Raw genomic sequence first — 22,703 nt, 5'->3', positions numbered from 1 at the left:
AGGTGAACTTTGTGGAACGACTAAAAGCGTACAAATTCAGAATCTATCCAACAGAGGAACAAGAAATCTTCTTTGCCAAAACTTTCGGCTGCGTTCGTAAGGTCTACAATCTAATGCTTAATGACCGAAAAAAAGCATATGAAGAAGTTAAAAATGATTCTTCTAAAAAAATGACTTTTCCAACACCGGCTAAATATAAGAAAGAATTTCCATTTCTGAAAGAAGTCGATAGCCTCGCTTTGGCCAATGCCCAACTTCATTTAGATAAAGCATACAAGAATTTTTTTCGGGATAAATCTGTTGGCTTTCCACGTTTCAAAAGTAAGAAAAATCCTGTTCAGAGTTATACAACGAATAATCAAAATGGTACAGTTGCTTTGATTGATAGTAAATTCATAAAAGTTCCTAAATTGAAATCATTAGTAAGAATTAAGCTTCATAGACAACCAAAAGGGATGATTAAATCTGCTACAATATCACGCCATTCTAGCGGTAAATACTATATTTCTTTGTTATGTAAAGAAGAAATTAGCGAGTTACCTAAAACCAATTCTGCCATTGGTATTGACTTAGGTATTACAGACTTTGCGATTCTTTCAGATGGACAAAAAATTGATAATAATAAATTCACTTCAAAAATGGAGAAAAAGCTTAAACGTGAACAACGTAAACTGTCTAGGCGTGCATTATTAGCTAAAAAACGAGGTGTTAAACTCTATGAGGCTCGAAACTATCAGAAACAAAGACAAAAAGTGGCACGTCTCTACGAAAAAGTAAAAAATCAACGTACTGATTTTCTGAATAAACTGAGTACAGAAATTATCAAAAATCACGATATTATCTGTATTGAAGACTTAAACGTAAAAGGTATGTTGCGTAATCATAAATTAGCAAGAAGTATTTCTGATGTATCTTGGTCTAGCTTTGTGGCTAAGTTGCAATACAAAGCGGACTGGTATGGACGTGAAATCATCAAAGTGGATCAGTGGTTTCCGTCTAGTCAGATTTGTTCAGAGTGCGGACATAAAGATGGCAAGAAATCGCTCGATATTCGAGAATGGACTTGCCCTATTTGTCATACTCATCATGACCGTGATATCAACGCTAGTATCAATATATTGATTGAAGGTCTAAGAATACAAACTTCAGCTTAGGCACAATCAAAAAAACCGTAGGAACTACGGGGATAGCTTGGTAAATAAGAGAAACCGCTGTTAGTGAAGAAATAAGCTATCAAGTACGCTCTATTCCCAAGAAGCTCCCACTTCAAGCGTTAAGAACCGTTAGGTTTAGCTAAGTGGAGAGTAGTTCACTCGCCACTTTTCACCAATTACCGCTCATGCTATTCTTTATAGGTGCGATGAGCCTTTGTTTTGGTTGGCTGCCACAGCTGAGTGGAGTCGTTTATGGTTATCTAGGTTATAGCTTTGTTTTAGCCTATTTTCAATCGTTATTGCATTTACCTAAATGGTTGGTAAAAACGAGTGCGTTTCATTTTTTAGCGAACTATCCCTTACATGCAATTCGTTGGCTACCAAGCTTATTAGTTGGTTTACTTGGTTTGAGCTTTATCCTTATCGGTTGGCTGGGTTTTAGAAAAAGAGATCTTCGCTAGCTGTATTTTTAAGATGATGTCGAGTAAAAGTATCCATTATTGTGTTTTCTGTAGGTAAAATTTACCTACAGTCTTTTTTTGTTAAAAAATCTAGTTATAATAGATAGTGAAATAGTTAACGAGTAAGAAATGAGGAAAGAAAATGGCAATCATGCACAAAAAAGATAATCAGCGCTATTATAATCCAATACGTAAGGCGATTTTAAATTATGGGATGATTCAACCAGGTGAAACTATTGCGATTGGCCTTTCAGGAGGCAAGGATAGCACCACCTTGCTTTATTTATTAGAAACGATTCGTCAGCAGGGACGGTTAGGCTTTGATTTTACGATTCATCCAATGATTTTAGACATGGGTATGGAGATGGATCTAACCCCTTTAAAGGATTTTTGTAAGGAGCTTGGCTATACGTTAGATGTAGTTCCGACTGATATAGCGAAAATTGTTTTTGATATTCGTCAAGAAAAAAATCCTTGCTCTTTATGTGCAAATTTACGGCGAGGGATTTTGTACCAAACAGCCAAAGAGCGTGGTTGTAGTAAGGTGGCTTTGGGACATCATTTAGATGATGCAATTGAAACATTTATGATGAATTGGTTATTTCATGGTGAGTTTAGAAGCTTTGAACCGATGACTTATCTTAGTCGTAGTGATATTTCGATTATTCGACCATTGTTATATGTTGAAGAGATGGCGATTAAGCACTTTGTTCAGCGCGAAAAGCTGCCAGTAATCTTTAATCCCTGTCCGGCTGATAAGAAGACTAAACGTGAGGAAATGAAACAATTAATTACGCAGCTAAGTAGTCAATATCCAGAGATTCGCCAAAAGTTCCTCAAGGGAATGGAAGGCGGTCAAGCCGATCATTTTTGGCGTGAAAAACTGATTCAAGAACAATAACTTCAAAGACAAAAAAGCTACTAAATTGGCTGATTAATCCTCTTTAGTAGCTTTTGTTGATTTTACACTAATTGGAAAGTGACGGTGACACTATCGCCAATATTTTTAGCCAATTGCTGTCTAATGGCTTTGGTCATGCCTAATAAATAACAAATAGATCCGTCTGTGTATTTCAGTCCCATATTGACAATACTTCCGGAATAAGCAACCTGTTCAAAATAGGCCTTTACTTTCAAGCGACCCTTGCCAAAAGTCGCCTTGATATCACAAGGAACTATTACATAAGCGCCGCCACGACCGATTTGTGCAGCCTGAATGCTAGCTTGAAATTGATAGCATTCTTGATTGGACGTAAAATCAGGGTAATCGGTTGATGACCATTGATTATCAGCTAAGGTTTGTAACACTTGCTTAGGCAAGTCGATCGGCTGCAAGGGAGAGGTTGATTTTTTGTCTGTTGTTTTCGGCTGACGTAAAATCTTTTCCATTTGCTTTCCCTTGGCTAGTTCATCGACTAACTTATCTAAATAACGAATTTTTTGCATTAAAGGATCTTCAATTTCTTCTACCCGATAACCACAAATCACCCCTGTAATCAGGTGCACATTGGGGTTGATTTGCGGAGCTTGTGCGAAGAATTCGCGATAAGAGACCTCATTAGTTAGTTGAGTAGAAAGTTGTTCTAATGTATAGCCAGTTAACCAAGTGATAATGGTATCTACTTCTTCTTTGGTACGTCCTTTACGCTCGGCTTTTTTGACCAATAAAGGATAAACACTGCTAACACTCATATTAAATACGCGTTCATTTTTCATTTATAAACTCCTATTCTACACGACTATATTCATCAAGGGTCTTGCCATTTTCATCTTTTAAAACTAGCCAGCTATTCGTACCGGCAAAATAAAGGAGATGACCGACCTCATTAACACTTTTTAACACAATATCTTCAATGGTTTGGTTATCCTTGATTTTCTCTTTTTGTTCCTCACGTAAGGTTAAGGCAAAACGTGCACCAAAACCTAGTGAACCATCCTTGTTCAAAGGTGCATCCGGCAATAGCCTAGCGCCTTTTTCAATCCGCAATTCATTTCGCTTTTGCCAGTAGATGGTTGCTTTAGCCCCAAAATCATCCACATAAAAAGGAATCTCTGCTAAGGCTTTTTGCCAACGATGCTGCGCTTTAGCACTTGGCGCTTTTTTAGGCTTAGCGGTCAGTTCAATGGCAAAGGCTTGTAAAATTTGATTTATTTGTTGACATAAGCTTTGATAATCCTTTATTAAATTACGTGGAATCACATGATTGCCTTCAAAAAATTCATTGGCTAAACAGCGAGCTAAAATTTTTTGTTCGTATTCAGGAGCTTTGATTAGCACACATTTTTGATATTTTTTGGGCAGTTGTTCTTCAACTAATTGCCATTTGTTTTTGCTATCTTGAACTAGCGCTAAACGATCAGACATATCTGGTTCACCGGTTGTTTGAATAGTTAACATTAGCTGTTGATTTAAAGGATGAATGATGGTAGCTTGGTTAGTTAAGGTAACAATTAATTGCATAAAGGTACTCCTTTCTTTTTGATTGTAACAAGTTTTGGTAGTGGTTGCATGGAATATGCTTGCTAATTTTTACTAGGTGTAATCAGATAGGATCATTCTAGATTCACTAACTAAAAATAGTTGACTAAGTCCACAATTGGTGTAGAATAACTATAAAAAATTAATTGGAGGAGTCAAATGAAAAAGATAAAGGAAGCTAGGTTTTTGTTGATTATTTCGATGGTTATTTTTGGAACATTAGGGCTTTTTGTACGGAATATTCCCATTTCTTCTGGTGAGCTGGCGCTATATCGTGCCATACTAGCAGCGCTTTTAATCGGGAGTTTTTTGGTACTTACTCGGCAAAAAATTCCTTTTGGCGCAATCAAAAAAGAATTGCCCTTGTTGCTATTTTCAGGTATCGCCATGGGGTTTAATTGGATTTTATTATTTGAAGCTTACAAATATACGACTGTCTCGGTGGCAACCTTAAGCTATTATTTTGCGCCAGTGATTGTGACAATAGCCTGTCCGTTTTTATTTAAAGAAAAAATGGGCTTCAAACAATGGTTATGTTTCATTATGTCAACTGTCGGGATTGTTTTGATTACCGGTTTAGGTGATTTAGGTGGAGGGAAAGCGCATTTGACAGGTATTTTATTTGGCTTAGGTGCCGCCTGTTTTTATGCTACGGTTATCCTGTTAAATAAATTTATCAAAAATGTTGGGGGTATTCATCGGACCTTTTTACAATTTATTGCAGCGATTATTGTTTTGATTCCTTATGTGGCGATGACTAGTCATTTTTCGTTAGGGCAGCTTGCGATGAAGGGCTGGATTTATCTATTAATTGTTGGTTTGGTACATACAGGGATTACCTATTGTTTGTATTTTTCTGCTTTAAAAGAATTACCTGGTCAAAAGGCAGCAATTTTGAGTTATATTGATCCATTAGTGGCCGTATTTATCTCGGTGTTTGTGTTAGGAGAGGCGATTAGTCTATCACAAATGATTGGCGGCTTGTTTATTTTAGGTTTCACGTTATGGAATGAAATCAATCCAACCGCGCCGATGGAGGAAAAATATGTTAAGTCAAGATCAAATCACTGATATTCAAAGCTTTCATAAGGTTTATCAGCATGTTTTTAAACAAGTCGATCAAGTAGTATTAGAGGCAGGTTATTCGTTAACTGAACGAGATCTTTTAATGGAAATGAGTAAAACAAAACGCTGTATTGCTAATACCTTGATTACCCAGCTAGCCATTGATCGAAGCTATGCTAGTCGAATGTTAAAAAAATTTGAAGCTAAAGGGCTGATTCAAAAGGTGACTTCAAATAATGATAGTCGAATGAAATATATTCAGCTAACGACTTTAGGTCAGCAAGAGGTTCAACGTTTAACGGATTGTCAGCGTGAACAAATTAGCCAGCTTTTTAGTAAACTTACCCCAACTGAAGTGGAAGCGTTGTGTCAAGCGCTCGTGCAAATACGTAATCAATTGACTAAGGCGAATGATGTCGTGACTATCCGTTCTTTTAAGCCAAGTGATATTGACTATATTATTTCACGACACAAGACACTATATTACGCTGAGCGCCATTTATCAGAAACTTTTTTTGTCTATGTGGATCAAATTGTTTATGAATTTGTCGACAGTTATCATCCGGAGACGGACTGTTTAAAGATTTTAGTTTGTAATGAGATTCCAGCAGGGAGTATTGCCATTAAAAGGCTAGATGATCAGCTAGCGCAATTACGTTTTTTCATGCTAGAGCCAGAAATGCGTCAGCGTGGCTATGGTAATCAATTGATGGATTTGGCCTTGAGCTTTTGTCGAGAAAAAGGCTATCGGCAGGTTTGTTTATATACCATCACTGCTCAAGTAATTGCTAGGCATATTTATGAAACGCATGGCTTTTATCTGACGGATCGTTATGCTAAAGAGGAGTGGGGACAAGGAGTAGTTGAAGAACGCTGGGTATTGGATTTAGTTTAACCAAAAATGGCACAGCACATGAGCAGTTTGCGCTTATGTACTGTGCCATTTGTTTTTTGTCATTGCTCAGGCGGTTTGCTTGCCTGTTGAAAGAGTCTTTGATTTTTTTCGTCGAATTTATGGTTATGAGAAGAAACCATAGCAAAGGGTTGGCTATGATAATCGAGGTAAACTTTAATTTGATTGATGGCATAAGCGGCATCTTGAAAGGCACCGGCTAATAAATTCAGCTTACCTTGAAAATATTGGACATCACCCGCTGCAAAAATTCCGGGCTGATTAGTGAGACCAGGATGCGCGCAATTGAGATACATGTGCTCATGTAAGCAAAAGGCGAGATCTGCTTGGTGTAATAAGTCCGCCTCGTGATGATAACCATGTTGTACCAATAGATAGTCACAATAGGCAACTTGCTGATTGGTAAAGGTAATCTGTAGTTGCTGATTAACTAGTTGAATGGTTTGAATGGTATGATTTAGTAAAATTTCGCCACCTGATTGTTTAAACTGTTTGCATTGGGCTTCGTGCGCCTTTAATTGCGCTCCTCGGTAGCATAAGCTAACCTTACTTTGATAATTTAAGGCTTCCAAAGCATAATCAATGGCGCTATTACCGCCTCCAGAAACTAATAGGCGCTTATCTTTTAAAAGCATAGGATTTGGAAAATGCGTGTAAATACGTGATTGAGCCGCCGAATCAATCGAGCATTGCAGCATTTTTGGTCGATAAATTCCCCCACCGATACAAAGTAGAATCGTTTTACCTAAGAATTTTTGGCCATTTTGCGCAGTCACTTGAAAAAGGGCTCCTTGTTTTTCGATGTGGATGATTTTAGTATTTAAAAAGATGGTAGGCTTGAAAAGTTGTGCCTGCTCAATTAGATTTTGTTGGATTTGCTTGCCCTTGGTTGGTGGCATCGCTCCAACATCCCAAACCATTTTTTCGGGATAAAAGTGTAACTTGCCTCCAAGATGGTCTTGCGCTTCCAAAATAGCAACGTTTAAATCACGTAAGCCAGCATAAAAGCTAGCATATAAACCGGCAGGCCCCCCACCGATAATTAAACAATCAAAAATTTCCATGGAACCATCCTTTCTTATGCCCTAAGCTATTGGTAAAATCAAGATTGATGAAAATCATTCTCAATTAGTTAGTAGCATTATAAAAAACTTTATTTTGTTCGTAAAGCAGAAGTTCTTAGATAAGAATAAGTCTAAAAAAGTAAGCAGTCTTCGATAGTCAAGGATCAAGCTTTTGTTTTTGCAAATAGAAGGAAACGCTTTCTGAAAAGTACGAAAAATGCTATAATATAAGTGAAGAAGATGTTTAAAAGGAGTATTAGTGTATATCGTTTGGTCTAGGTCGCTTTCACTTAGAAAGGATTGATGAGCGATGAGAAAATTAACTTGCTTATTGATGTTGCTAGGCTTTATGTGTGTAAGTAGTGTAGGTATTTCGGAGGTAAAAGCGCATAGCACCAGTGATTATGAGGTCGCTTATCGGATTTATTCACCAAAGACTGGTCAACATCGATACATGATTGATTTGACTAGGATGAATCAGTTGGTCATTGATCAAGGGTGGCATTTAGAAAAAGGTCACTTATTATTTAGCAAATCTGCCGAGGATTATTTGCCAGCAGCAACGGTACTTACCTTATTCTCACCAAATAACCAAGATATTGTATATACAGCGAATCCTGTTGAAGTTGATGTGCTTTTGAAGGCTAATTGGCAAATTTTGTTGTCCTCAGATGTCCCACTTTCTGCTTTGAAGCCTGAAAAAGGGGTGCCAGTTTATCGTTTGTATCAGCCTGCATTAGGCCGACATCACTTTACGGCTATTTTCGCTGAGAGAAATCAATTAATGCAAGCTGGCTGGCAAGCAGAGGGAATCGCTTTTTATGCTAGTGCAGTGAGGTAGTGGTAGCTGAAGGCATTGTCAGCATTTACAAATCATAAAAATAGCAAACGGAATTGCCATAAAAGAGTGCTTGTTGTCATTTATGTTCAACTAGCATGTCTTCTTTTGGCAATTCCGTTTTTTTAGTGCGCTAGGTTAAAGCGATTATTTGTGCGCATGGATTAATCGTTGCTCGTTGCTTGAGATTAGTTTTTTTCTTTCTTATGATAAGTTTTTCGACACAAAAGCCTTTATGATGACAAATAGGGCAGGTTAGCTTCCTAAGTGTTGGCGTATGTCTGGCAAAAATGGCTTCCTTTAGCTTAGGTTTAAATACCTCATGACAGTGAGGGCAGATGTAAGCAACTCGCTTAAAATAAAAATTTGTTAGCCAAATAGCATAAATTATAGCCCCTAGTAGACATGCTAAAGCTGGCCACCAGATTTGTGTAAAGAGGCCGAATATAATGAAGCCCCATTGGACGATGCTAATCGGAATCGCCGTAAAAAGTATCATTAGATGTAGCTGGTGTAGTTTTTTCTTGTTTTCCATTGTGTAAGCTATATCACCGATGGATTCAACGGAGAAATGCTCGAAGTTTTTTAATTCCCGTTTGATGCCTTCGATAATTGCTAGCTGGTTTTGTCTTGCATTTATTTCTTCTTTTAATAACTGATTTTGTTGGTCTAATAAAATAGAAATAACATTTTCTGGATTTTCTCCATTAAGCAGCTCGCCAATACTATTAATCGAAAGCCCTGCATTTCTTAAAAAGCAAATAATCTTTAATCGTTTGAGTTCATTTTCTGAGTAAAGCCTTCTACCACCTTCTGAGAGTTCACTAGGAGTTAGAATTCCACGAGTGTCATAATACTGGACGGTGCGCACAGATACGTTGCAGTATTTAGCCATTTCTCCAGTTGTGTATTTTGACATAGCTGTCACCTCCTCTGATGCTTATTTTGCCTGATTACGTAGGGTTACAAGCAATAGGTAACGTAGGATGATTTTTAAAATTCGCTTTAATTTGATGAAATTTTTACTTCTTATAAAAAATCTATGCTTCCTTTGCCAGCGTGCTTCTAGGTCTTGTTGTAGCTGAGTGATTAGCTATAGTCTTTCATTGTAAATCAGTTTAAAAAATAAAAGGGCAATCAAAATCCGTTAATTAAAAATGACAAAAATACGCTTGTTTTAGCCGATTGATTGTTCCACTCCTGAATCTGTTTTTAATCAGTTGAGGTCAAAAATTAGGATGATGACTAGGGTAAACTGCTAAATTAGGTGAAGATTATTATCAGCTATAGTATAACAGAGAAATAGAAAGATTGAAGGGGGGATGTAATAAAGAAAAAAATAATAAAGAGGTCATTCCTTTTTAAGGAATACCCTCTTTATATCAACTAGAATTATTTTCTCTCGTAAATAAAATCTTATGACTATTCTTTTGGTTTAGATATTATGGGTTGCTTTAGTTTTGTATGTGTTTCACTATCCAAAATCCCCAAGCTATACTGAATAGTGTTATCATAATTGTGATATCAATCAAAGATTCTTGTAATATCCTGATATCGGTTAATTACACGATAAATCTCTACGTATTCGTCTCTAACCTTGTATATAATCACATAATCTTCCCATATTGCATATTTATAGTCTGTTTGAAAGCTGATACGTTTTGAAAGATCTGAACCCATTCCTGGAAATATCTGAAGATTTTCAAATTTACTATAAATTTCTTTTATCGTCTTTGTAGCATATTTTTCGTTATCTTCAGCAATATAATTCCAGATATTTTTCAAATCCTTTGCAACAATCGGATTGATCCGCAGTTTTAACATCTTACTCCCCCAAAAGTGCCTTCAGTTCGTCTAAATTCAACCATCCTTCACCGTCTTTTACTGCTTCTTCGGCTTCTTGTAACTTTATCAGGAGCTTTTTCTCAGCACGATCACGCTCGTAGTCTTCAATATCCATAACGACAAAACGTCCTCTGCCATTCTTGGTCAGGTATACTGGTTCTCCTTTATGACAGTTTTTCAAGACTTCATTGTAATTTCTCAAATCAGATACTGGTAAAATAGTTGCCATATTCTTTCAGCTCCTTTATTGGTTGCGTATTGTTTCAGCTACTTTTAGTATACACAAAAAGCTGTAAAATTCAACGTGAAATTTTACAGCTTTTCAAAGGTTCTGTTTTCTTTTTTTTGTTTTAGTCTAAAAAATCATAAATGCTTAAAATTATAGGGTGGATTCAAAAGCAGCTTCTACATAAGGAGAGGAAGAATTCTCTCTATTGAATATAAAAAAGCAAAAAAATCGAAGGAATTTTTTTAGAGCTTCCTTCGATTTTTTGCTTTTGCAGGGACTGACTTTTGGTTTAGCCCCTTTAAATCAACTAGAATTATTCCCACTCTACTGTTGCAGGTGGTTTAGAAGTAATATCGTACACAATGCGGTTCACGTGAGCGACTTCGTTAACGATACGTACAGAAATTTTTTGTAATACGTCCCATGGAATACGCGCGAAATCAGCAGTCATACCATCAATTGAAGTAACCGCACGGATGCCGACTGTATAATCGTAAGTTCGACCATCACCCATGACACCAACTGAACGGATACCCGGTAATACAGTGAAGTATTGCCAAATATCACGATCAAGGCCAGCAGCGGCGATTTCTTCACGTAAAATAGCATCGGATTCGCGGACGATTGCTAGTTTTTCTTCGGTAATTTCACCAAGTACACGAATGCCTAAGCCAGGACCTGGGAATGGTTGACGCCAAACAATACTATCTGGCATGCCAAGCTGAGTACCTAAAGCACGCACCTCATCTTTAAATAAAGTATTTAATGGCTCGATTAATTCAAATTGCATATCTTCAGGTAGGCCACCTACGTTATGGTGTGATTTAATCGTTTGAGCTGTTTCGGTACCTGATTCAATGACGTCGGTGTATAGGGTTCCTTGAGCTAAGAAGGAAATACCTTGTTCACCAGCTAGCTTAGCTGCTTCGTCATCAAAGACATAGACAAATTCATTACCGATAATTTTACGTTTTTGTTCAGGATCGCTCACGCCAGCTAATTTAGCTAAGAAACGTTCTTTAGCGTCGACTTTAATAATATTTAAGCCAAATTTGCCCCCAAGACTTTCCATGACTTGATCAGCTTCGTTTTTGCGTAATAGACCGTGGTCAACAAAGATACAAGTTAATTGATCGCCAATTGCTTTTTGTAAAAGCACCCCAACGACACTGGAGTCTACGCCACCAGATAAACCAAGCAAGACTTTTTTATCGCCAACTTGTTTTCTGATATTGGCAATTTGCATATCGATGAAGTTTTCCATGCTCCAGTCGCCTTTACATTGGCAAATTTCTAAAGCAAAGTGTTTTAGTAAATCATTTCCGTATTCAGAGTGACGGACTTCTGGGTGGAATTGGACCCCATACATTTTACGGTCGGCATTTTGAATCGAGGCAATTGGACAATCCTTACTTGTCGCTACAACCTCAAAACCAGCTGGGGCTTGTGTGACCAAGTCGCCATGACTCATCCACACAATTTGTTTTTCAGGAGTGCTGGCAAATAATTCAGCTGCTTTAGTTGTTACCTCTAATTCAGCTTTTCCATATTCCTTATTTACAGCAGGCTCGACCTTACCGCCTAATTTATGCGTAATCAATTGCATCCCGTAGCAAATACCCAACACTGGAATACCTAAGTCAAAAATAGCTTCGTCAATTCCAAAGGCGCTGTCATCATAAACACTATTTGGTCCACCAGAAAGAATGATTCCTTTTGGTTGGATAGCTTTGATTTCTTCAGCAGTAATCTTGTGGCTCAGCAATTCAGAAAATACGCCAAATTCACGAATACGGCGAGTAATTAACTGATTGTATTGACTACCGTAGTCTAACACGATGATTTTTTCAACGTTTGGCAGATTGTCAACGTTTTTCACGATTCTTTACCCCTATTCTATTAGATTTATTGAAAAAGTTTTTTCAACAGCAAGTTATTTAAGTAATAATATTACTCACTTTGGTTTCATTTTACAAGTAAATCTAGCAATTTCCTAGTTTTTTTAATCAAAATATTAGGGAAATTTCTTTTTATGTTCGGCTTTTAGGTTAGATTTCTTTTTTAAAATAAAAAATGTTCATCTTTTACTTAATATTTTTTGAGATAGAGTTGGTCAATTTCGTGATTTTTGGTTTTATGTAAAATAATATCGGCTCGATTTCTAGTAGGTAGAATATATTCTTTTAGATTTTTAAGATTAATTTTTTCCCAAGTCTGTTGCGCCATTTTTAATGCATCTTCGCGATTACCGATTGCAAATTTATAATAATAGTTATTTGGCTTGCGAAAGGCCGAATCTAGTAGCGACTCAAAACGTTCTAAATACCATTTTTCAATCAATACGGGATGCGCATCGACATAAATTGAAAAATCAAAGAAATCGCTCACATAAATTTGCTGATTCGCTGGTAATTGTAAGGTATTAATTCCTTCGACAATTAAGATATCTGGCTGATGAATTGTCTGAAATTGATTTTCGACAATGTCATAAACCTCATGAGAGTAGGTCGGAATTTGAATGTTTTTCTCACCAGACTTCACGCGATTTAAAAATTCAATGAGCTTAGCCATATCGTAGCTTTCAGGGAAGCCTTTGCGATCGAGAATCTTTCTTTCAATTAAGACCTTATTTGGCAGCAAAAAGCCATCCGTAGTGATTAATTGAACGCTCTTTCTAGGAAATAGCTTGGCGAGTAAATGTTGCAATAAGCGCGCAGTGGTGCTTTTACCTACAGCTACACTACCAGCAATCCCAATGATAAATGGTGGGGTTTTGACATAGCGATGCAAAAATAACCCCTTAGTTAAGGTAACTGATTCAAACGCTTGCATATATAATTGAATTAAATGACATAAAGGAATATAAACATCCTCCACATCTTGCATTGAGATACGGTCATTTAAGCTTTTGATATTATCGAGCTCGCTTTGTGTTAAAGACATTCGGCCGTTGGTATAGAAGCCCTGCCATTGCTCACGAGGAACTTGATAGTAATTCATTAATTCTTCCATTATTCGGAACTCCTAGGTATTTACAATCATTTAATTAATGTATAAAGCATACATTGTTTTTATAGTTTAACATAAATAAAGGAATAATTCTTTGCCTAAATACCTAAATGCTAAAATTGCGTAATTCTAAATAAAGGGTGTAAAAGATTTTTTGCATTCTAGTCTCAAATTCAGTATGATGAAGTTGAAATTAATGTAAAGGATCGAACAGGATGAATCATTATTATAGTAAGCAACCAGATAGCGCACATCAATATGCGCAATTTTCTTTTGAATTAAAAGGTAAGACTTTTCGCTTTACAACCGATAGTGGCGTTTTTTCTAAAACAACGATTGATTATGGATCAAGAGTGTTAATTGATACTTTTGATGCGACCAATTTGCCAAAAGGAGCTATTTTAGATGTGGGCTGTGGCTATGGACCGATTGGCTTGGCTTTAGCCTATGCAAGTCAACGAATGGTTGAGATGGTGGATATTAATGAACGCGCTATTGATTTAGCTAGAACCAATGCTGCAGCTAATCAATTGACTAACGTAGATATCCATCCGTCGAATATCTATGAAAACTTACATCAAGCCAGCTATGCAGCCATTGTAAGTAATCCACCGATTCGGGCGGGGAAACAGGTTGTTCATGAGATTTTAAGTAAAGCGTATGAATATTTATTGCCTCAAGGTAGTTTAACTATCGTCATTCAGAAGAAGCAAGGTGCGCCGAGTGCTCAAAAGAAAATGCAGGAAATTTTCGGCAATGCGACAATTTTGAAAAAGGATAAGGGCTATTATATTATCCAAAGTATTAAAGAAAATACTGAATGATGGTGCGATAGCTAGTTATTTTTACTGATTTCCCTCTTGATTGAGGGATTTTTGTCGCTTTGTTTTGAAAACGCTTAAAATTTCAGTGAGAAAATAGCTTTAAAATTAAAACGCTTTAATCTTTGAAAGCGTTTCTCTAAGATAAAATCCGAACATTTCTCATTTTAGTTAAAAATACTATAAAAGAACAATAGGCTTTTTTTTAGCTTTTTGATACACTTTAATTGTAATGAAGGGGGCGTTACCTATGAAATTGACCATTCGCCAAATTGCAGAAATGGCGGGCGTTTCGATCACTACAGTATCTCAAATTCTCAATAATAAAGGGAGCCGTTTTAGTGAAGAGACGAGACAGCGAGTCTTAAAAATTGTCAATGAATATCAGTATAAACCTGATTTTTTTGCTTCAAATTTAATCAATCGTCATTCGAAAACAATTGGGATGATTATTCCGGATGTCACGGACTTTTTCTTTTCAAAGATAGTAGAAGGTGCGGAAAGTTATTTAAATCCATTGGGTTATATGTTGGTTTTATGTAATTCTCAGCAAAAGCTAGAAAAAGAACTTAAGTTTTTGGAAGAATTGGCGCATCGTTCAGTAGATGGTGTTCTTTTAGCAACCCCCAATTTGATTGATGAAGCCTATCGAAAAAATAATTTATACCAAAATAAAATGCCGTTAATTTTGATTGATCGTGGGATTAACCAGCGCGATCATGGTCGGATTATTGTCAAAGAGTATGAAGCGAGTTATCAAGCGATTCAATATTTGGCTCAACAGGGACATCAAAAAATTGGTATGCTACAGGAAATAACAGGCTATTATCAATTGGAAGAACGAATGAATGGTTATAAGGATGCGCTAAGAGACTTGGATTTACCATTTAAAAAGAACCGAGTAGTGGCTGGTGAATTAACTGTTTCTGGTGGCTATCAAGCTTGTAAACAATTACTGGCACAGGATGATGAAATAACAGCTATCTTTTGTGGTAATGATGCAATGGCAATTGGTTGCTACCAAGCACTATACGAAAATGGATTGCGGGTACCAGAGGATATTTCGGTGATTGGCTTTGATGGCATTGCTTTGAGCGAGGCTTTAACGCCACCTTTAACCACAATCGCCCAACCGATTTTTGAAATTGGTTATACTGCAGCAAAATTTTTAGTAGATGCGATTGAGTATAGTGATCGAGTAATTCCGAATAAAGTTTTTAATACTAAATTAATAATTCGTGAGAGCGTCCGACCTTTGACAAGTGAAAAAAATTAGGATATAGTGTGTTTGTAAAGGTTTTCATAGTTTATCTTTAAAACGTAAACTGTTTTACCGGTAGGGATGCTACCTACGAAATTTTGTTGTATAATAAAGTATTGTGGAAGGATGGGATTTGCTATGCGAATGGTCGATTTAATCGCCAAGAAGCGTGACGGAAAAATTTTATCAAAAGAAGAAATCAAATGGATTATTGATGAATATACGAACAATCGAATTCCGGATTATCAAATGAGTGCTTTGACCATGGCTATTTTTTATCAGGATATGACTGATCAAGAAATAACTGATTTAACTTTAGCTATGGCTCATTCTGGAGAGGTAGTTGATTTATCCTCTATCGAAGGAATCAAAGTGGACAAACATTCGACCGGTGGGGTTGGGGATACAACTACTTTGATTTTAGCGCCACTTGTAGCAAGTGTGGGTGTGCCGGTAGCTAAAATGTCAGGTCGTGGGCTAGGTTATACTGGTGGTACGTTAGATAAGTTAGAAGCAATCCCAGGTTTTAAAATTGAATTAACAGAAGAAACCTTTATTCGTTTAGTGAATGAAAGTAAAGTCGCTGTTATTGGCCAATCAGGAAATCTAGCTCCGGCTGATAAAAAGCTTTATGCTTTGCGTGATGTAACTGCTACGGTGGACTCTATCCCACTGATTGCTAGTTCAATTATGAGTAAGAAAATTGCTGCTGGTGCAGATGCAATTGTACTAGATGTAACAACTGGTGATGGTGCCTTCATGAAAAACATTGAAGATGCCAAACGCTTGGCTAAAACCATGGTAAGGATTGGGCGCTTAGCAAATCGTCAGACTATGGCCGTTATCTCTGATATGTCACAGCCTTTAGGTGAAGCTATTGGAAACAGTTTAGAGGTAGTAGAAGCAATTGAGACTTTGCAAGGCAAAGGACCAGCTGATTTATTAGAAATGTGCTATGCTTTAGGTAGTCAAATGGTTGTACTAGCCAACAAGGCCAAAACAGTTGAGCAAGCTCGATTGATGTTAGAAGAGGCTTTAAGTTCTGGCAAGGCTTTAGCTAAGTTTAGAGAAATGATTCAAAATCAAGGCGGCGATGATTCAGTGATTGATCATCCAGAAAAAATCCTAACCGCTAAATATGTCTTTGATTTACCAGCAAAACAAAGTGGTGTGATTACTAAATTAGTTGCCAATGAATTAGGCATTGCGGCGATGATGTTAGGTGCCGGTCGTAAGACGAAAGAAGATGCGATTGATTTTGCGGTTGGCTTGAAACTATGTAAGAAGGTTGGCCAAAGCATCGAAGCTGGTGAACCTATCTTAACCATTCATAGTAACCAGCCAAAAGAAGAAATTCAAGAAGTCATTGATTTACTTTATAAGAATATCGAAATTGGTGAAGATGGGGCAGAACCGCCATTAATTCACGCAATTATTACAGAATAGGAGTGTTTCATAAAATGGAATTAAATCGAATGATTGACCATACAGTCTTAAAAGCAGATAGCAAGAAAGCAGATGTATTACGTGTGATTGAAGAAGCTAAAGCACATCACTTTTATTCAGTATGTATCAACCCTGCTTGGGTGAGTTTAGCAGCTAAAGAATTAGCTGGTAGTGATATCCAGGTTTGTACAGTAATTGGTTTTCCTTTAGGTGCTAATACTTCAGCAACAAAGGCTTTTGAAACAAAAGATGCGATTGCTAACGGTGCGACTGAAGTAGATATGGTGATTAATATCGGTGCTTTAAAAGATGGTGCGGACGAATTAGTTCAAAAAGATATCGAAGCAGTGGTACAAGCCGCGGAGAAAAAAGCTTTGGTAAAAGTGATCATCGAAACAGCACTGCTAACGAAAGAAGAAATCGCTCGTGTATGTCGTTTAGCTAAAGCAGCAGGTGCGGACTTCGTTAAAACATCAACTGGTTTTTCAACAGCTGGTGCCAAGGTAGAAGATGTTCGTTTAATGCGTGAAACGGTAGGTGCTGAAATGGGCGTTAAAGCTTCAGGAGGCATTCATAATGCTGAGGAAGCGCAAGCCATGGTTGATGCTGGTGCCAGTCGTTTAGGAACTAGTGCAAGTATCGCTATTGTGACAGGAACTACGGGAACTGGTTACTAGTAAATAAAGAAGGTGTTAAATATGAAGGCAGAGCAAGAATGGATTGATTTAGCTATAGCAGCTTTAGATCAAGCTTATGTTCCTTATTCACACTTTCCAGTAGGAGCTTGTTTAGTAGCTGCAGATGGTACCCTTTATCAAGGGATAAATATCGAAAATGCTTCTTATGGTTTGACTAATTGTGCTGAGAGAACTGCTTTTTTTAAAGCAATATCAGAAGGCAAACGTCAGTTTAAACATTTGGTCATTGCTGGACATACACCTGAACCGATTTCGCCATGTGGCGCATGTCGTCAGGTGATGGCAGAATTTTGTACACCAGAGATGCCGGTAACCTTACTTGGGGATAATGGTGTCGTTAAAGAAACTACGGTAGAAGGATTATTACCATATACTTTTACCAACAAAGATTTCCATTAATCATGGTTATCCGATCAATTGATCGATGACATAAAAAGACTTATCTAATTTAGGGGGCTTTACAGAAATGAAAAAAGCAAAATTATTTGGATTGGCTGCAGTTGCAATGACAAGTACATTGGTGTTAGCAGCATGTGGTAGCAAATCAAGCGATAGCTCTGCAAAGAAAGATTCTAAAGAGAATCATAGTGTAGCTATCGTAACTGACGTTGGTGGGGTAGATGACCGTTCATTTAACCAATCAGCTTGGGAAGGATTACAAGCTTGGGGTAAAGAACACGATATGAAAAAAGGTGTCGGCGGTTATCAATACTTCCAATCTAATGATGAATCTGCATATGCTACAAACTTAGACACTGCAGTACAAAATGGGTTCAAAACAATTTTCGGTATTGGTTATAAACTAGCACCTGAAATTGAAAAGGCAGCAAAACAAAATCCTGATTACCAATTTGGTATCGTGGACTCTGTAATTTCTGGTGTAGACAATGTAGTATCTGCTGTGTTTAAAGATAATGAAGCTTCTTACTTAGCAGGAGCTGCTGCTGCGGCATCAACAAAAACAAACAAAGTCGGCTTCATCGGTGGTGAAGAAGGCGAAGTTATCGACCGCTTTGAAGCTGGTTTCGTTCAAGGGGTAAAAGATACTGCTAAGAAATTAGGTAAGACAATTACAGTTGATGTACAATATGCTGGTTCATTCGGTGACCCTGCAAAAGGTAAAGCTGTAGCTGCACAAATTTACCAAAACGGTGCTGATATCATCTTCCATGCATCAGGTGGTACTGGTCAAGGGGTATTCCAAGAAGCTAAAGCTATCGACGAACAATTAACTGAAGCTGAATTAAAAGACAAACAAGTTTGGGTAATTGGGGTAGATAGTGACCAACAAGCTGAAGGTGCGTTCAAAACTAAAGACGGTAAAGAAGCAAACTTAACTTTATGTTCAACACTTAAAGGTGTAGGGGCTGCTGTTGCCGATATCGCTCAAAAAGCAGCTGAAGATAAATTCCCTGGTGGTAAAACAATCGCTTACGGTCTAAAAGACGGTGGGGTTGATTTAACTGATGGTTTCTTATCAAGCGATGCGAAGAAACAAGTCGAAGATGCGAAAAAAGCAATTTTAGACGGTAAAGTTGAAGTTGCTGAAAAACCTAGCAAATAATTAGGAAATAAAAAGTTGGTCTGTGATCTTATCGATAAAAAGATAAGATCACAGTTTCTATCAATCTACAGGCAAGTGCTTTAAGTTAAAACACTTGCCTGTGGAAATGGATATTTCCTAAAATGCATCATCAAGAAAAGTAAGGAAGTGAAAGAAGTTGACTCAAGGACAACCAAATGTCATCGAAATGCGCAATGTAACGAAAATTTTTGGCAGTTTTGTTGCAAATGATCAAGTGAATCTGCAAGTACGTCGTGGAGAAATTCATGCCTTGCTTGGAGAAAATGGTGCAGGAAAATCAACAATGATGAATATGTTAGCGGGCCTTTTGCAACCAACATCTGGAGAAATTCTATTAAATGGTGAGGTTGTAAATATTACGAGTCCGACCGCCGCTAATAAGTTGGGAATCGGAATGGTTCACCAGCATTTCATGTTGGTAGACGCTTTTACTGTTACAGAAAATATTATTTTAGGTAGTGAGCCAAGTCATTTTGGTATTTTAGATCGTAAAAAAGCAAAACAAGAGATTGAAAAAATCTCCAAACAATATGGATTGGCCGTTGATCCTGATGCTTATGTTCGTGATATTTCAGTTGGTATGCAGCAACGGGTAGAGATTCTAAAAACCCTTTATCGTGGTGCCGATGTTTTAATTTTTGATGAACCAACTGCCGTTTTGACTCCTCAAGAAATTGAAGAACTTATTGAAATTATGAAAGAATTAATTAAAGAAGGAAAGTCAATCATCCTAATTACGCATAAATTAGATGAAATTAAGGCCGTTGCTGATCGTTGTACGGTTATTCGTCGTGGTAAATATATCGGTACGGTTGATGTGAAGGATGTATCCTCACAACAATTAGCGGATATGATGGTTGGTCGTGCAGTTTCGTTTAAGACACCGAAAAAAGAAGCTAATCCACAAGAAGTTGTGTTAGCTGTTGAAGATTTAGTGGTTAAAGAAAATCGGGGTCTAGATGCAGTTAAAGGCTTGAGCTTAGAAGTTCGTGCAGGTGAAGTTCTAGGGATTGCCGGAATTGATGGCAATGGGCAGTCTGAATTGATTCAGGCGTTAACCGGTTTACGTAAAGTAGAAAGTGGTCGTATTACCTTAAATGGCGATGAAATTACTAACCAACGTCCACGTAAGATTACGCAACAAGGCGTTGGCCACGTACCAGAAGACCGTCATAAATATGGTTTGGTCTTGGATATGACTTTAGCAGAAAATATTGCTTTACAGACTTACTTTATGGAGCCGTTAAGTAAGCATGGTGTCTTGGATTATACAGAAATCAACGAGCATGCTCGTGAATTGATGCAAGAATTTGACGTTCGTGCTGCGAGTGAAGTAGTACCAGCTAAGGCATTATCTGGTGGTAACCAACAAAAAGCGATTATCGCACGTGAAGTCACTCGTGATCCGGATTTATTAATTGTTGCAAATCCTACTCGTGGATTAGACGTTGGTGCGATTGAATTTATTCACAAACGTTTAATTGAACAGCGTGATAAGATGAAAGCTGTGTTGTTAGTAAGTTTTGAGCTAGATGAAATTTTAAATGTATCTGATCGTATTGCCGTTATTCACGCAGGTAAGATTGTCGGTATTGTTGATCCAAAAGAAACAAATGAACAAGAACTTGGTTTATTGATGGCAGGTTATTCTTTAGAGGCTGCACGTGAAGAATTAGCAGCAAATAAGGCGGGTGAAGAGGTTGAATAGTCGTACAGAAAAAATTCAAAATATTATTGTACCGATTATTGCGGTATTTCTAGGCTTTATTTTAGGCGGTATCATCATGTTGGCTTTTGGTTTTAATCCAATTGATGGTTATGCACAAATGTTTAAAACAGCCTTTTTAAATCCATTAACTGGAGAAATTAATCCTCGAAATATTGGAGAAATTTTTGTATCTGCTGCACCCTTAGTTTTTACAGCTTTAGGTTTTGCCGTAGCGAATACAGCTGGTTTCTTTAATATCGGGTTATCTGGTCAAGCGTTATGTGGATGGATTACAAGTGTATGGATTGCTTTATCTATGCCTGATGCACCACGTTTGGTTGTGTTATTCGTGGCTATTGTTGCTGGGGTAATTGCCGGTGCGATTGCCGGTGCGATTCCAGGGTTATTAAGAGCGTTTTTTGGTACAAGTGAAGTAATTGTGACGATTATGATGAACTATATTCTTTTACAAGTATCTACTTACTTGGTAAATGATGTCATGAGTCCAAGTATTATCCAAAGTAAAGGGATGACCAAATCAATTAGCGAAGCTGCTTCTTTACAAACTGGTTGGATGGCAGCGTTGACCAATAATTCACGATTAAATCTAGGAATTATTTTTGCTATTATCGCTTTAGTGGTTGTCTGGTTTATGATGAAGAAGACGACTTTAGGTTATGAAATCCGTGCGGTAGGTCTAAATCCATTTGCTTCTGAATATGCCGGAATGTCAAGTAAACGCACAATTGTCATTTCAATGATTATCTCTGGAGCTTTAGCAGGTATGGCCGGAGTGATTTTAGGACTAGGAACCTTCCAAAACTTTACTTCGCAAGGGTCATCTTTATCTGTAGGTTTTGATGGAATGGCGGTTTCACTACTTGGAAATGGTAGTTCAATTGGAATTTTTGCTTCAGCTATTCTATTTAGTATCTTGAAGCTTGGTGGACAAGGAATGCAAGTTGCAGGTATTCCATCTGAATTAGTCGATATTGATATTGCGATTATTATTTTCTTTGTTGGTATTAGTTTTGTCATTCGTTTTGTTTTAGCTAAGTTCTTTGGCAATAAAAAAGAAGTAGTGAAGGTCAAAGAAGCATCTAAACCAAATGAAGAAAGTCAGGAAGGAGGAAACATCTAATGAATCTAGATGCTATTGCTTCAATTGTTACGCAAACCTTGATTTATGCAGCACCTTTGATTTTGACTGCACTAGGTGGTGTTTTCTCAGAACGTAGTGGGATTGTTAACGTGGGACTTGAAGGAATCATGGTAATGGGTGCTTTCAGTTCAATCGTATTTAATATCACTTTTGCTGCTAAATTTGGTAATGCTACGCCTTGGTTAGGGTTATTAGTCGGTGGGTGTGTAGGGTTAGTTTTCTCAGCTTTGCACGCGGTGGCTACTATTAACTTTAGAGCAGACCATATCATTAGTGGTACGGTAATGAACCTAATGGCACCTGCCTTAGCCGTCTTTTTAGTCAAAGACTTTTATGGCAAAGGTCAAACTGATAGTATTCAAGAATTCTTTGGTTATTTCCGTTTCCCAGTTTTAGCGGATATTCCAGTGATTGGTAAGCTATTCTTTGAAAAGACTTCACTGACTGCTTACTTAGCTATTTTGGTTTCAGTTATCGCTTGGTTTATTATTTTCAAAACGCGTTTTGGTCTACGCTTGCGTTCAGTAGGGGAACATCCACAAGCTGCTGACACATTAGGGATTAATGTTTATCTAATGCGCTATTCTGGTGTGTTGATTTCAGGTTTCTTAGGTGGTATGGGTGGTGCCTTATTTGCTCAGTCAATTGCTGGTCGTTTTGCGGTAACAACGATTGCTGGTCAAGGGTTCATCTCAATGGCAGCGATGATCTTTGGTAAATGGAATCCATTAGGTGCGATGGGCGCTGCTGTTTTCTTTGGCTTCTCACAAAACCTAAGTATTGCTGGTAAGGCAATTCCGTTTATCGCTTCTATTCCAGATGTGTATCTATTGATTGCACCATATGTGTTAACCATCGTCATCTTGGTAGCCTTCTTTGGTCAAGCAGCTGGACCTAAAGCAAATGGTCGTAACTATATTAAATCGAAATAACAAATCAACAAACGGACATTTGTCCTTTTGTTG

At 37.5% G+C, this 22,703-nt stretch carries 23 protein-coding genes and 1 pseudogene; 15 read left to right on the top strand and 9 right to left on the bottom strand.

Features of this window, described 5'->3' with window-relative positions:
• Positions 1 to 11: 11 nt before the first annotated feature.
• The 3 genes from tnpB (at position 12) to RK02_RS10725 (ending at position 2,516) form a co-directional block, all read left to right on the top strand.
• Positions 12 to 1,154 carry an IS200/IS605 family element RNA-guided endonuclease TnpB gene (gene tnpB, locus RK02_RS10735; protein WP_016184263.1) on the top strand — a complete coding sequence of 381 codons (1,143 nt, stop codon included), beginning with the start codon at positions 12 to 14 and terminating at the stop codon, positions 1,152 to 1,154.
• A 206-nt stretch (positions 1,155 to 1,360) separates the two neighbouring features.
• The gene (locus RK02_RS10730; RefSeq protein WP_018451681.1) at positions 1,361 to 1,615 is read left to right on the top strand and encodes a hypothetical protein; all 255 of its coding nucleotides are present in this window, start codon (positions 1,361 to 1,363) and stop codon (positions 1,613 to 1,615) included.
• Between the two features lie 142 nt (positions 1,616 to 1,757).
• Positions 1,758 to 2,516 (top strand): tRNA 2-thiocytidine biosynthesis TtcA family protein, encoded by a 759-nt coding sequence (locus RK02_RS10725; RefSeq protein WP_016184262.1) that lies wholly within the window; start codon positions 1,758 to 1,760, stop codon positions 2,514 to 2,516.
• 62 nt (positions 2,517 to 2,578) lie between these two features.
• Here the strand turns inward: RK02_RS10725 and RK02_RS12540 are convergent, their stop codons facing one another.
• From RK02_RS12540 to RK02_RS10715, 3 genes and pseudogenes are all read right to left on the bottom strand, one after another.
• On the bottom strand, positions 2,579 to 3,004 hold the full coding sequence (locus RK02_RS12540) for a DUF1905 domain-containing protein (RefSeq protein WP_342662312.1): 426 nt from the start codon (positions 3,002 to 3,004) through the stop codon (positions 2,579 to 2,581).
• Positions 2,984 to 3,331, bottom strand: a pseudogene (locus RK02_RS12535) (DUF2200 domain-containing protein); the annotation flags it as partial. The pseudogene RK02_RS12535 and the gene RK02_RS12540, both read right to left, overlap by 21 nt.
• Positions 3,332 to 3,341: 10 nt before the next feature.
• Positions 3,342 to 4,076: a hypothetical protein gene (locus RK02_RS10715; RefSeq protein ID WP_016184260.1), complete on the bottom strand. Its 735-nt coding sequence runs from the start codon at positions 4,074 to 4,076 to the stop codon at positions 3,342 to 3,344.
• A gap of 177 nt (positions 4,077 to 4,253) precedes the next feature.
• On the opposite strand from RK02_RS10715, the gene RK02_RS10710 reads away from it, so the two are divergent.
• On the top strand, positions 4,254 to 5,165 hold the full coding sequence (locus RK02_RS10710) for a DMT family transporter (protein ID WP_016184259.1): 912 nt from the start codon (positions 4,254 to 4,256) through the stop codon (positions 5,163 to 5,165).
• Positions 5,140 to 6,054, top strand: a complete 915-nt coding sequence (locus RK02_RS10705) for a bifunctional helix-turn-helix transcriptional regulator/GNAT family N-acetyltransferase (RefSeq protein ID WP_016184258.1) — start codon at positions 5,140 to 5,142, stop codon at positions 6,052 to 6,054. The genes RK02_RS10710 and RK02_RS10705 overlap by 26 nt, the downstream gene beginning before the upstream one ends.
• Positions 6,055 to 6,113: 59 nt before the next feature.
• Here the strand turns inward: RK02_RS10705 and RK02_RS10700 are convergent, their stop codons facing one another.
• Positions 6,114 to 7,136 carry an NAD(P)/FAD-dependent oxidoreductase gene (locus RK02_RS10700; protein ID WP_016184257.1) on the bottom strand — a complete coding sequence of 341 codons (1,023 nt, stop codon included), beginning with the start codon at positions 7,134 to 7,136 and terminating at the stop codon, positions 6,114 to 6,116.
• Between the two features lie 310 nt (positions 7,137 to 7,446).
• Between RK02_RS10700 and RK02_RS10695 the strand changes: the two genes are divergently transcribed.
• Positions 7,447 to 7,977, top strand: a complete 531-nt coding sequence (locus RK02_RS10695) for a hypothetical protein (RefSeq protein ID WP_016184256.1) — start codon at positions 7,447 to 7,449, stop codon at positions 7,975 to 7,977.
• Positions 7,978 to 8,107: 130 nt separating this feature from the next.
• Here RK02_RS10695 and RK02_RS10690 read toward each other — a convergent pair whose 3' ends face one another.
• From RK02_RS10690 to coaA, 5 genes are all read right to left on the bottom strand, one after another.
• Positions 8,108 to 8,893: a MerR family transcriptional regulator gene (locus RK02_RS10690; protein ID WP_016184255.1), complete on the bottom strand. Its 786-nt coding sequence runs from the start codon at positions 8,891 to 8,893 to the stop codon at positions 8,108 to 8,110.
• Positions 8,894 to 9,498: 605 nt separating this feature from the next.
• Positions 9,499 to 9,798, bottom strand: coding sequence for a type II toxin-antitoxin system RelE/ParE family toxin (locus RK02_RS10685; RefSeq protein WP_016184254.1), 300 nt, complete (start codon positions 9,796 to 9,798; stop codon positions 9,499 to 9,501).
• Position 9,799: 1 nt separating this feature from the next.
• Positions 9,800 to 10,048: a type II toxin-antitoxin system prevent-host-death family antitoxin gene (locus RK02_RS10680; RefSeq protein ID WP_016184253.1), complete on the bottom strand. Its 249-nt coding sequence runs from the start codon at positions 10,046 to 10,048 to the stop codon at positions 9,800 to 9,802.
• 313 nt (positions 10,049 to 10,361) lie between these two features.
• On the bottom strand, positions 10,362 to 11,927 hold the full coding sequence (guaA, locus tag RK02_RS10675) for a glutamine-hydrolyzing GMP synthase (protein WP_016184252.1): 1,566 nt from the start codon (positions 11,925 to 11,927) through the stop codon (positions 10,362 to 10,364).
• Positions 11,928 to 12,136: 209 nt separating this feature from the next.
• On the bottom strand, positions 12,137 to 13,060 hold the full coding sequence (gene coaA / locus RK02_RS10670; RefSeq protein ID WP_016184251.1) for a type I pantothenate kinase: 924 nt from the start codon (positions 13,058 to 13,060) through the stop codon (positions 12,137 to 12,139).
• Positions 13,061 to 13,272: 212 nt separating this feature from the next.
• On the opposite strand from coaA, the gene RK02_RS10665 reads away from it, so the two are divergent.
• The 9 genes from RK02_RS10665 (at position 13,273) to RK02_RS10625 (ending at position 22,670) form a co-directional block, all read left to right on the top strand.
• Positions 13,273 to 13,881 (top strand): class I SAM-dependent methyltransferase, encoded by a 609-nt coding sequence (locus RK02_RS10665; protein ID WP_016184250.1) that lies wholly within the window; start codon positions 13,273 to 13,275, stop codon positions 13,879 to 13,881.
• Positions 13,882 to 14,128: 247 nt separating this feature from the next.
• Positions 14,129 to 15,154 carry a LacI family DNA-binding transcriptional regulator gene (locus tag RK02_RS10660; protein WP_016184249.1) on the top strand — a complete coding sequence of 342 codons (1,026 nt, stop codon included), beginning with the start codon at positions 14,129 to 14,131 and terminating at the stop codon, positions 15,152 to 15,154.
• Between the two features lie 123 nt (positions 15,155 to 15,277).
• On the top strand, positions 15,278 to 16,585 hold the full coding sequence (locus RK02_RS10655; RefSeq protein ID WP_016184248.1) for a pyrimidine-nucleoside phosphorylase: 1,308 nt from the start codon (positions 15,278 to 15,280) through the stop codon (positions 16,583 to 16,585).
• Positions 16,586 to 16,599: 14 nt separating this feature from the next.
• Positions 16,600 to 17,262, top strand: coding sequence for a deoxyribose-phosphate aldolase (deoC, locus tag RK02_RS10650; protein WP_016184247.1), 663 nt, complete (start codon positions 16,600 to 16,602; stop codon positions 17,260 to 17,262).
• A gap of 21 nt (positions 17,263 to 17,283) precedes the next feature.
• Positions 17,284 to 17,682 (top strand): cytidine deaminase, encoded by a 399-nt coding sequence (locus tag RK02_RS10645; protein ID WP_016184246.1) that lies wholly within the window; start codon positions 17,284 to 17,286, stop codon positions 17,680 to 17,682.
• A 67-nt stretch (positions 17,683 to 17,749) separates the two neighbouring features.
• Complete coding sequence (locus RK02_RS10640) at positions 17,750 to 18,847, top strand: BMP family lipoprotein (RefSeq protein WP_016184245.1); 1,098 nt, start codon at positions 17,750 to 17,752, stop codon at positions 18,845 to 18,847.
• 187 nt (positions 18,848 to 19,034) lie between these two features.
• Complete coding sequence (locus RK02_RS10635) at positions 19,035 to 20,576, top strand: ABC transporter ATP-binding protein (protein ID WP_211211281.1); 1,542 nt, start codon at positions 19,035 to 19,037, stop codon at positions 20,574 to 20,576.
• A complete protein-coding gene (locus tag RK02_RS10630; protein WP_016184243.1) occupies positions 20,569 to 21,717 on the top strand; it encodes an ABC transporter permease in 1,149 nt (382 codons plus the stop codon). The genes RK02_RS10635 and RK02_RS10630 overlap by 8 nt, the downstream gene beginning before the upstream one ends.
• Complete coding sequence (locus RK02_RS10625; protein WP_016184242.1) at positions 21,717 to 22,670, top strand: ABC transporter permease; 954 nt, start codon at positions 21,717 to 21,719, stop codon at positions 22,668 to 22,670. Before RK02_RS10630 ends, RK02_RS10625 begins: the two co-directional genes overlap by 1 nt.
• Positions 22,671 to 22,703: the final 33 nt, after the last annotated feature.

Origin of the sequence: Enterococcus columbae DSM 7374 = ATCC 51263, from assembly GCF_000406925.1 — a bacterium.
In the GTDB taxonomy this organism is placed as follows: domain Bacteria; phylum Bacillota; class Bacilli; order Lactobacillales; family Enterococcaceae; genus Enterococcus_E; species Enterococcus_E columbae.
The sequence above is the reverse complement of the archived record's forward strand: the minus strand, read 5'-3'. Positions and strand labels throughout refer to the sequence as shown.

Bases quoted from the DNA above. Each gene is read 5' to 3' on its own strand.
- RK02_RS10730 (WP_018451681.1), top strand. From the start codon at position 1,361: ATGAGCCTTTGTTTTGGTTGGCTGCCACAGCTGAGTGGAGTCGTTTAT.
- RK02_RS10725 (WP_016184262.1), top strand. From the start codon at position 1,758: ATGGCAATCATGCACAAAAAAGATAATCAGCGCTATTATAATCCAATA.
- RK02_RS12540 (WP_342662312.1), bottom strand. From the start codon at position 3,004: ATGGAAAAGATTTTACGTCAGCCGAAAACAACAGACAAAAAATCAACC.
- RK02_RS10715 (WP_016184260.1), bottom strand. From the start codon at position 4,076: ATGCAATTAATTGTTACCTTAACTAACCAAGCTACCATCATTCATCCT.
- RK02_RS10710 (WP_016184259.1), top strand. From the start codon at position 4,254: ATGAAAAAGATAAAGGAAGCTAGGTTTTTGTTGATTATTTCGATGGTT.
- RK02_RS10705 (WP_016184258.1), top strand. From the start codon at position 5,140: ATGTTAAGTCAAGATCAAATCACTGATATTCAAAGCTTTCATAAGGTT.
- RK02_RS10700 (WP_016184257.1), bottom strand. From the start codon at position 7,136: ATGGAAATTTTTGATTGTTTAATTATCGGTGGGGGGCCTGCCGGTTTA.
- RK02_RS10695 (WP_016184256.1), top strand. From the start codon at position 7,447: ATGAGAAAATTAACTTGCTTATTGATGTTGCTAGGCTTTATGTGTGTA.
- RK02_RS10690 (WP_016184255.1), bottom strand. From the start codon at position 8,893: ATGTCAAAATACACAACTGGAGAAATGGCTAAATACTGCAACGTATCT.
- RK02_RS10685 (WP_016184254.1), bottom strand. From the start codon at position 9,798: ATGTTAAAACTGCGGATCAATCCGATTGTTGCAAAGGATTTGAAAAAT.
- RK02_RS10680 (WP_016184253.1), bottom strand. From the start codon at position 10,048: ATGGCAACTATTTTACCAGTATCTGATTTGAGAAATTACAATGAAGTC.
- coaA (WP_016184251.1), bottom strand. From the start codon at position 13,060: ATGGAAGAATTAATGAATTACTATCAAGTTCCTCGTGAGCAATGGCAG.
- RK02_RS10665 (WP_016184250.1), top strand. From the start codon at position 13,273: ATGAATCATTATTATAGTAAGCAACCAGATAGCGCACATCAATATGCG.
- RK02_RS10660 (WP_016184249.1), top strand. From the start codon at position 14,129: ATGAAATTGACCATTCGCCAAATTGCAGAAATGGCGGGCGTTTCGATC.
- RK02_RS10655 (WP_016184248.1), top strand. From the start codon at position 15,278: ATGCGAATGGTCGATTTAATCGCCAAGAAGCGTGACGGAAAAATTTTA.
- deoC (WP_016184247.1), top strand. From the start codon at position 16,600: ATGGAATTAAATCGAATGATTGACCATACAGTCTTAAAAGCAGATAGC.
- RK02_RS10645 (WP_016184246.1), top strand. From the start codon at position 17,284: ATGAAGGCAGAGCAAGAATGGATTGATTTAGCTATAGCAGCTTTAGAT.
- RK02_RS10640 (WP_016184245.1), top strand. From the start codon at position 17,750: ATGAAAAAAGCAAAATTATTTGGATTGGCTGCAGTTGCAATGACAAGT.
- RK02_RS10635 (WP_211211281.1), top strand. From the start codon at position 19,035: ATGCGCAATGTAACGAAAATTTTTGGCAGTTTTGTTGCAAATGATCAA.
- RK02_RS10625 (WP_016184242.1), top strand. From the start codon at position 21,717: ATGAATCTAGATGCTATTGCTTCAATTGTTACGCAAACCTTGATTTAT.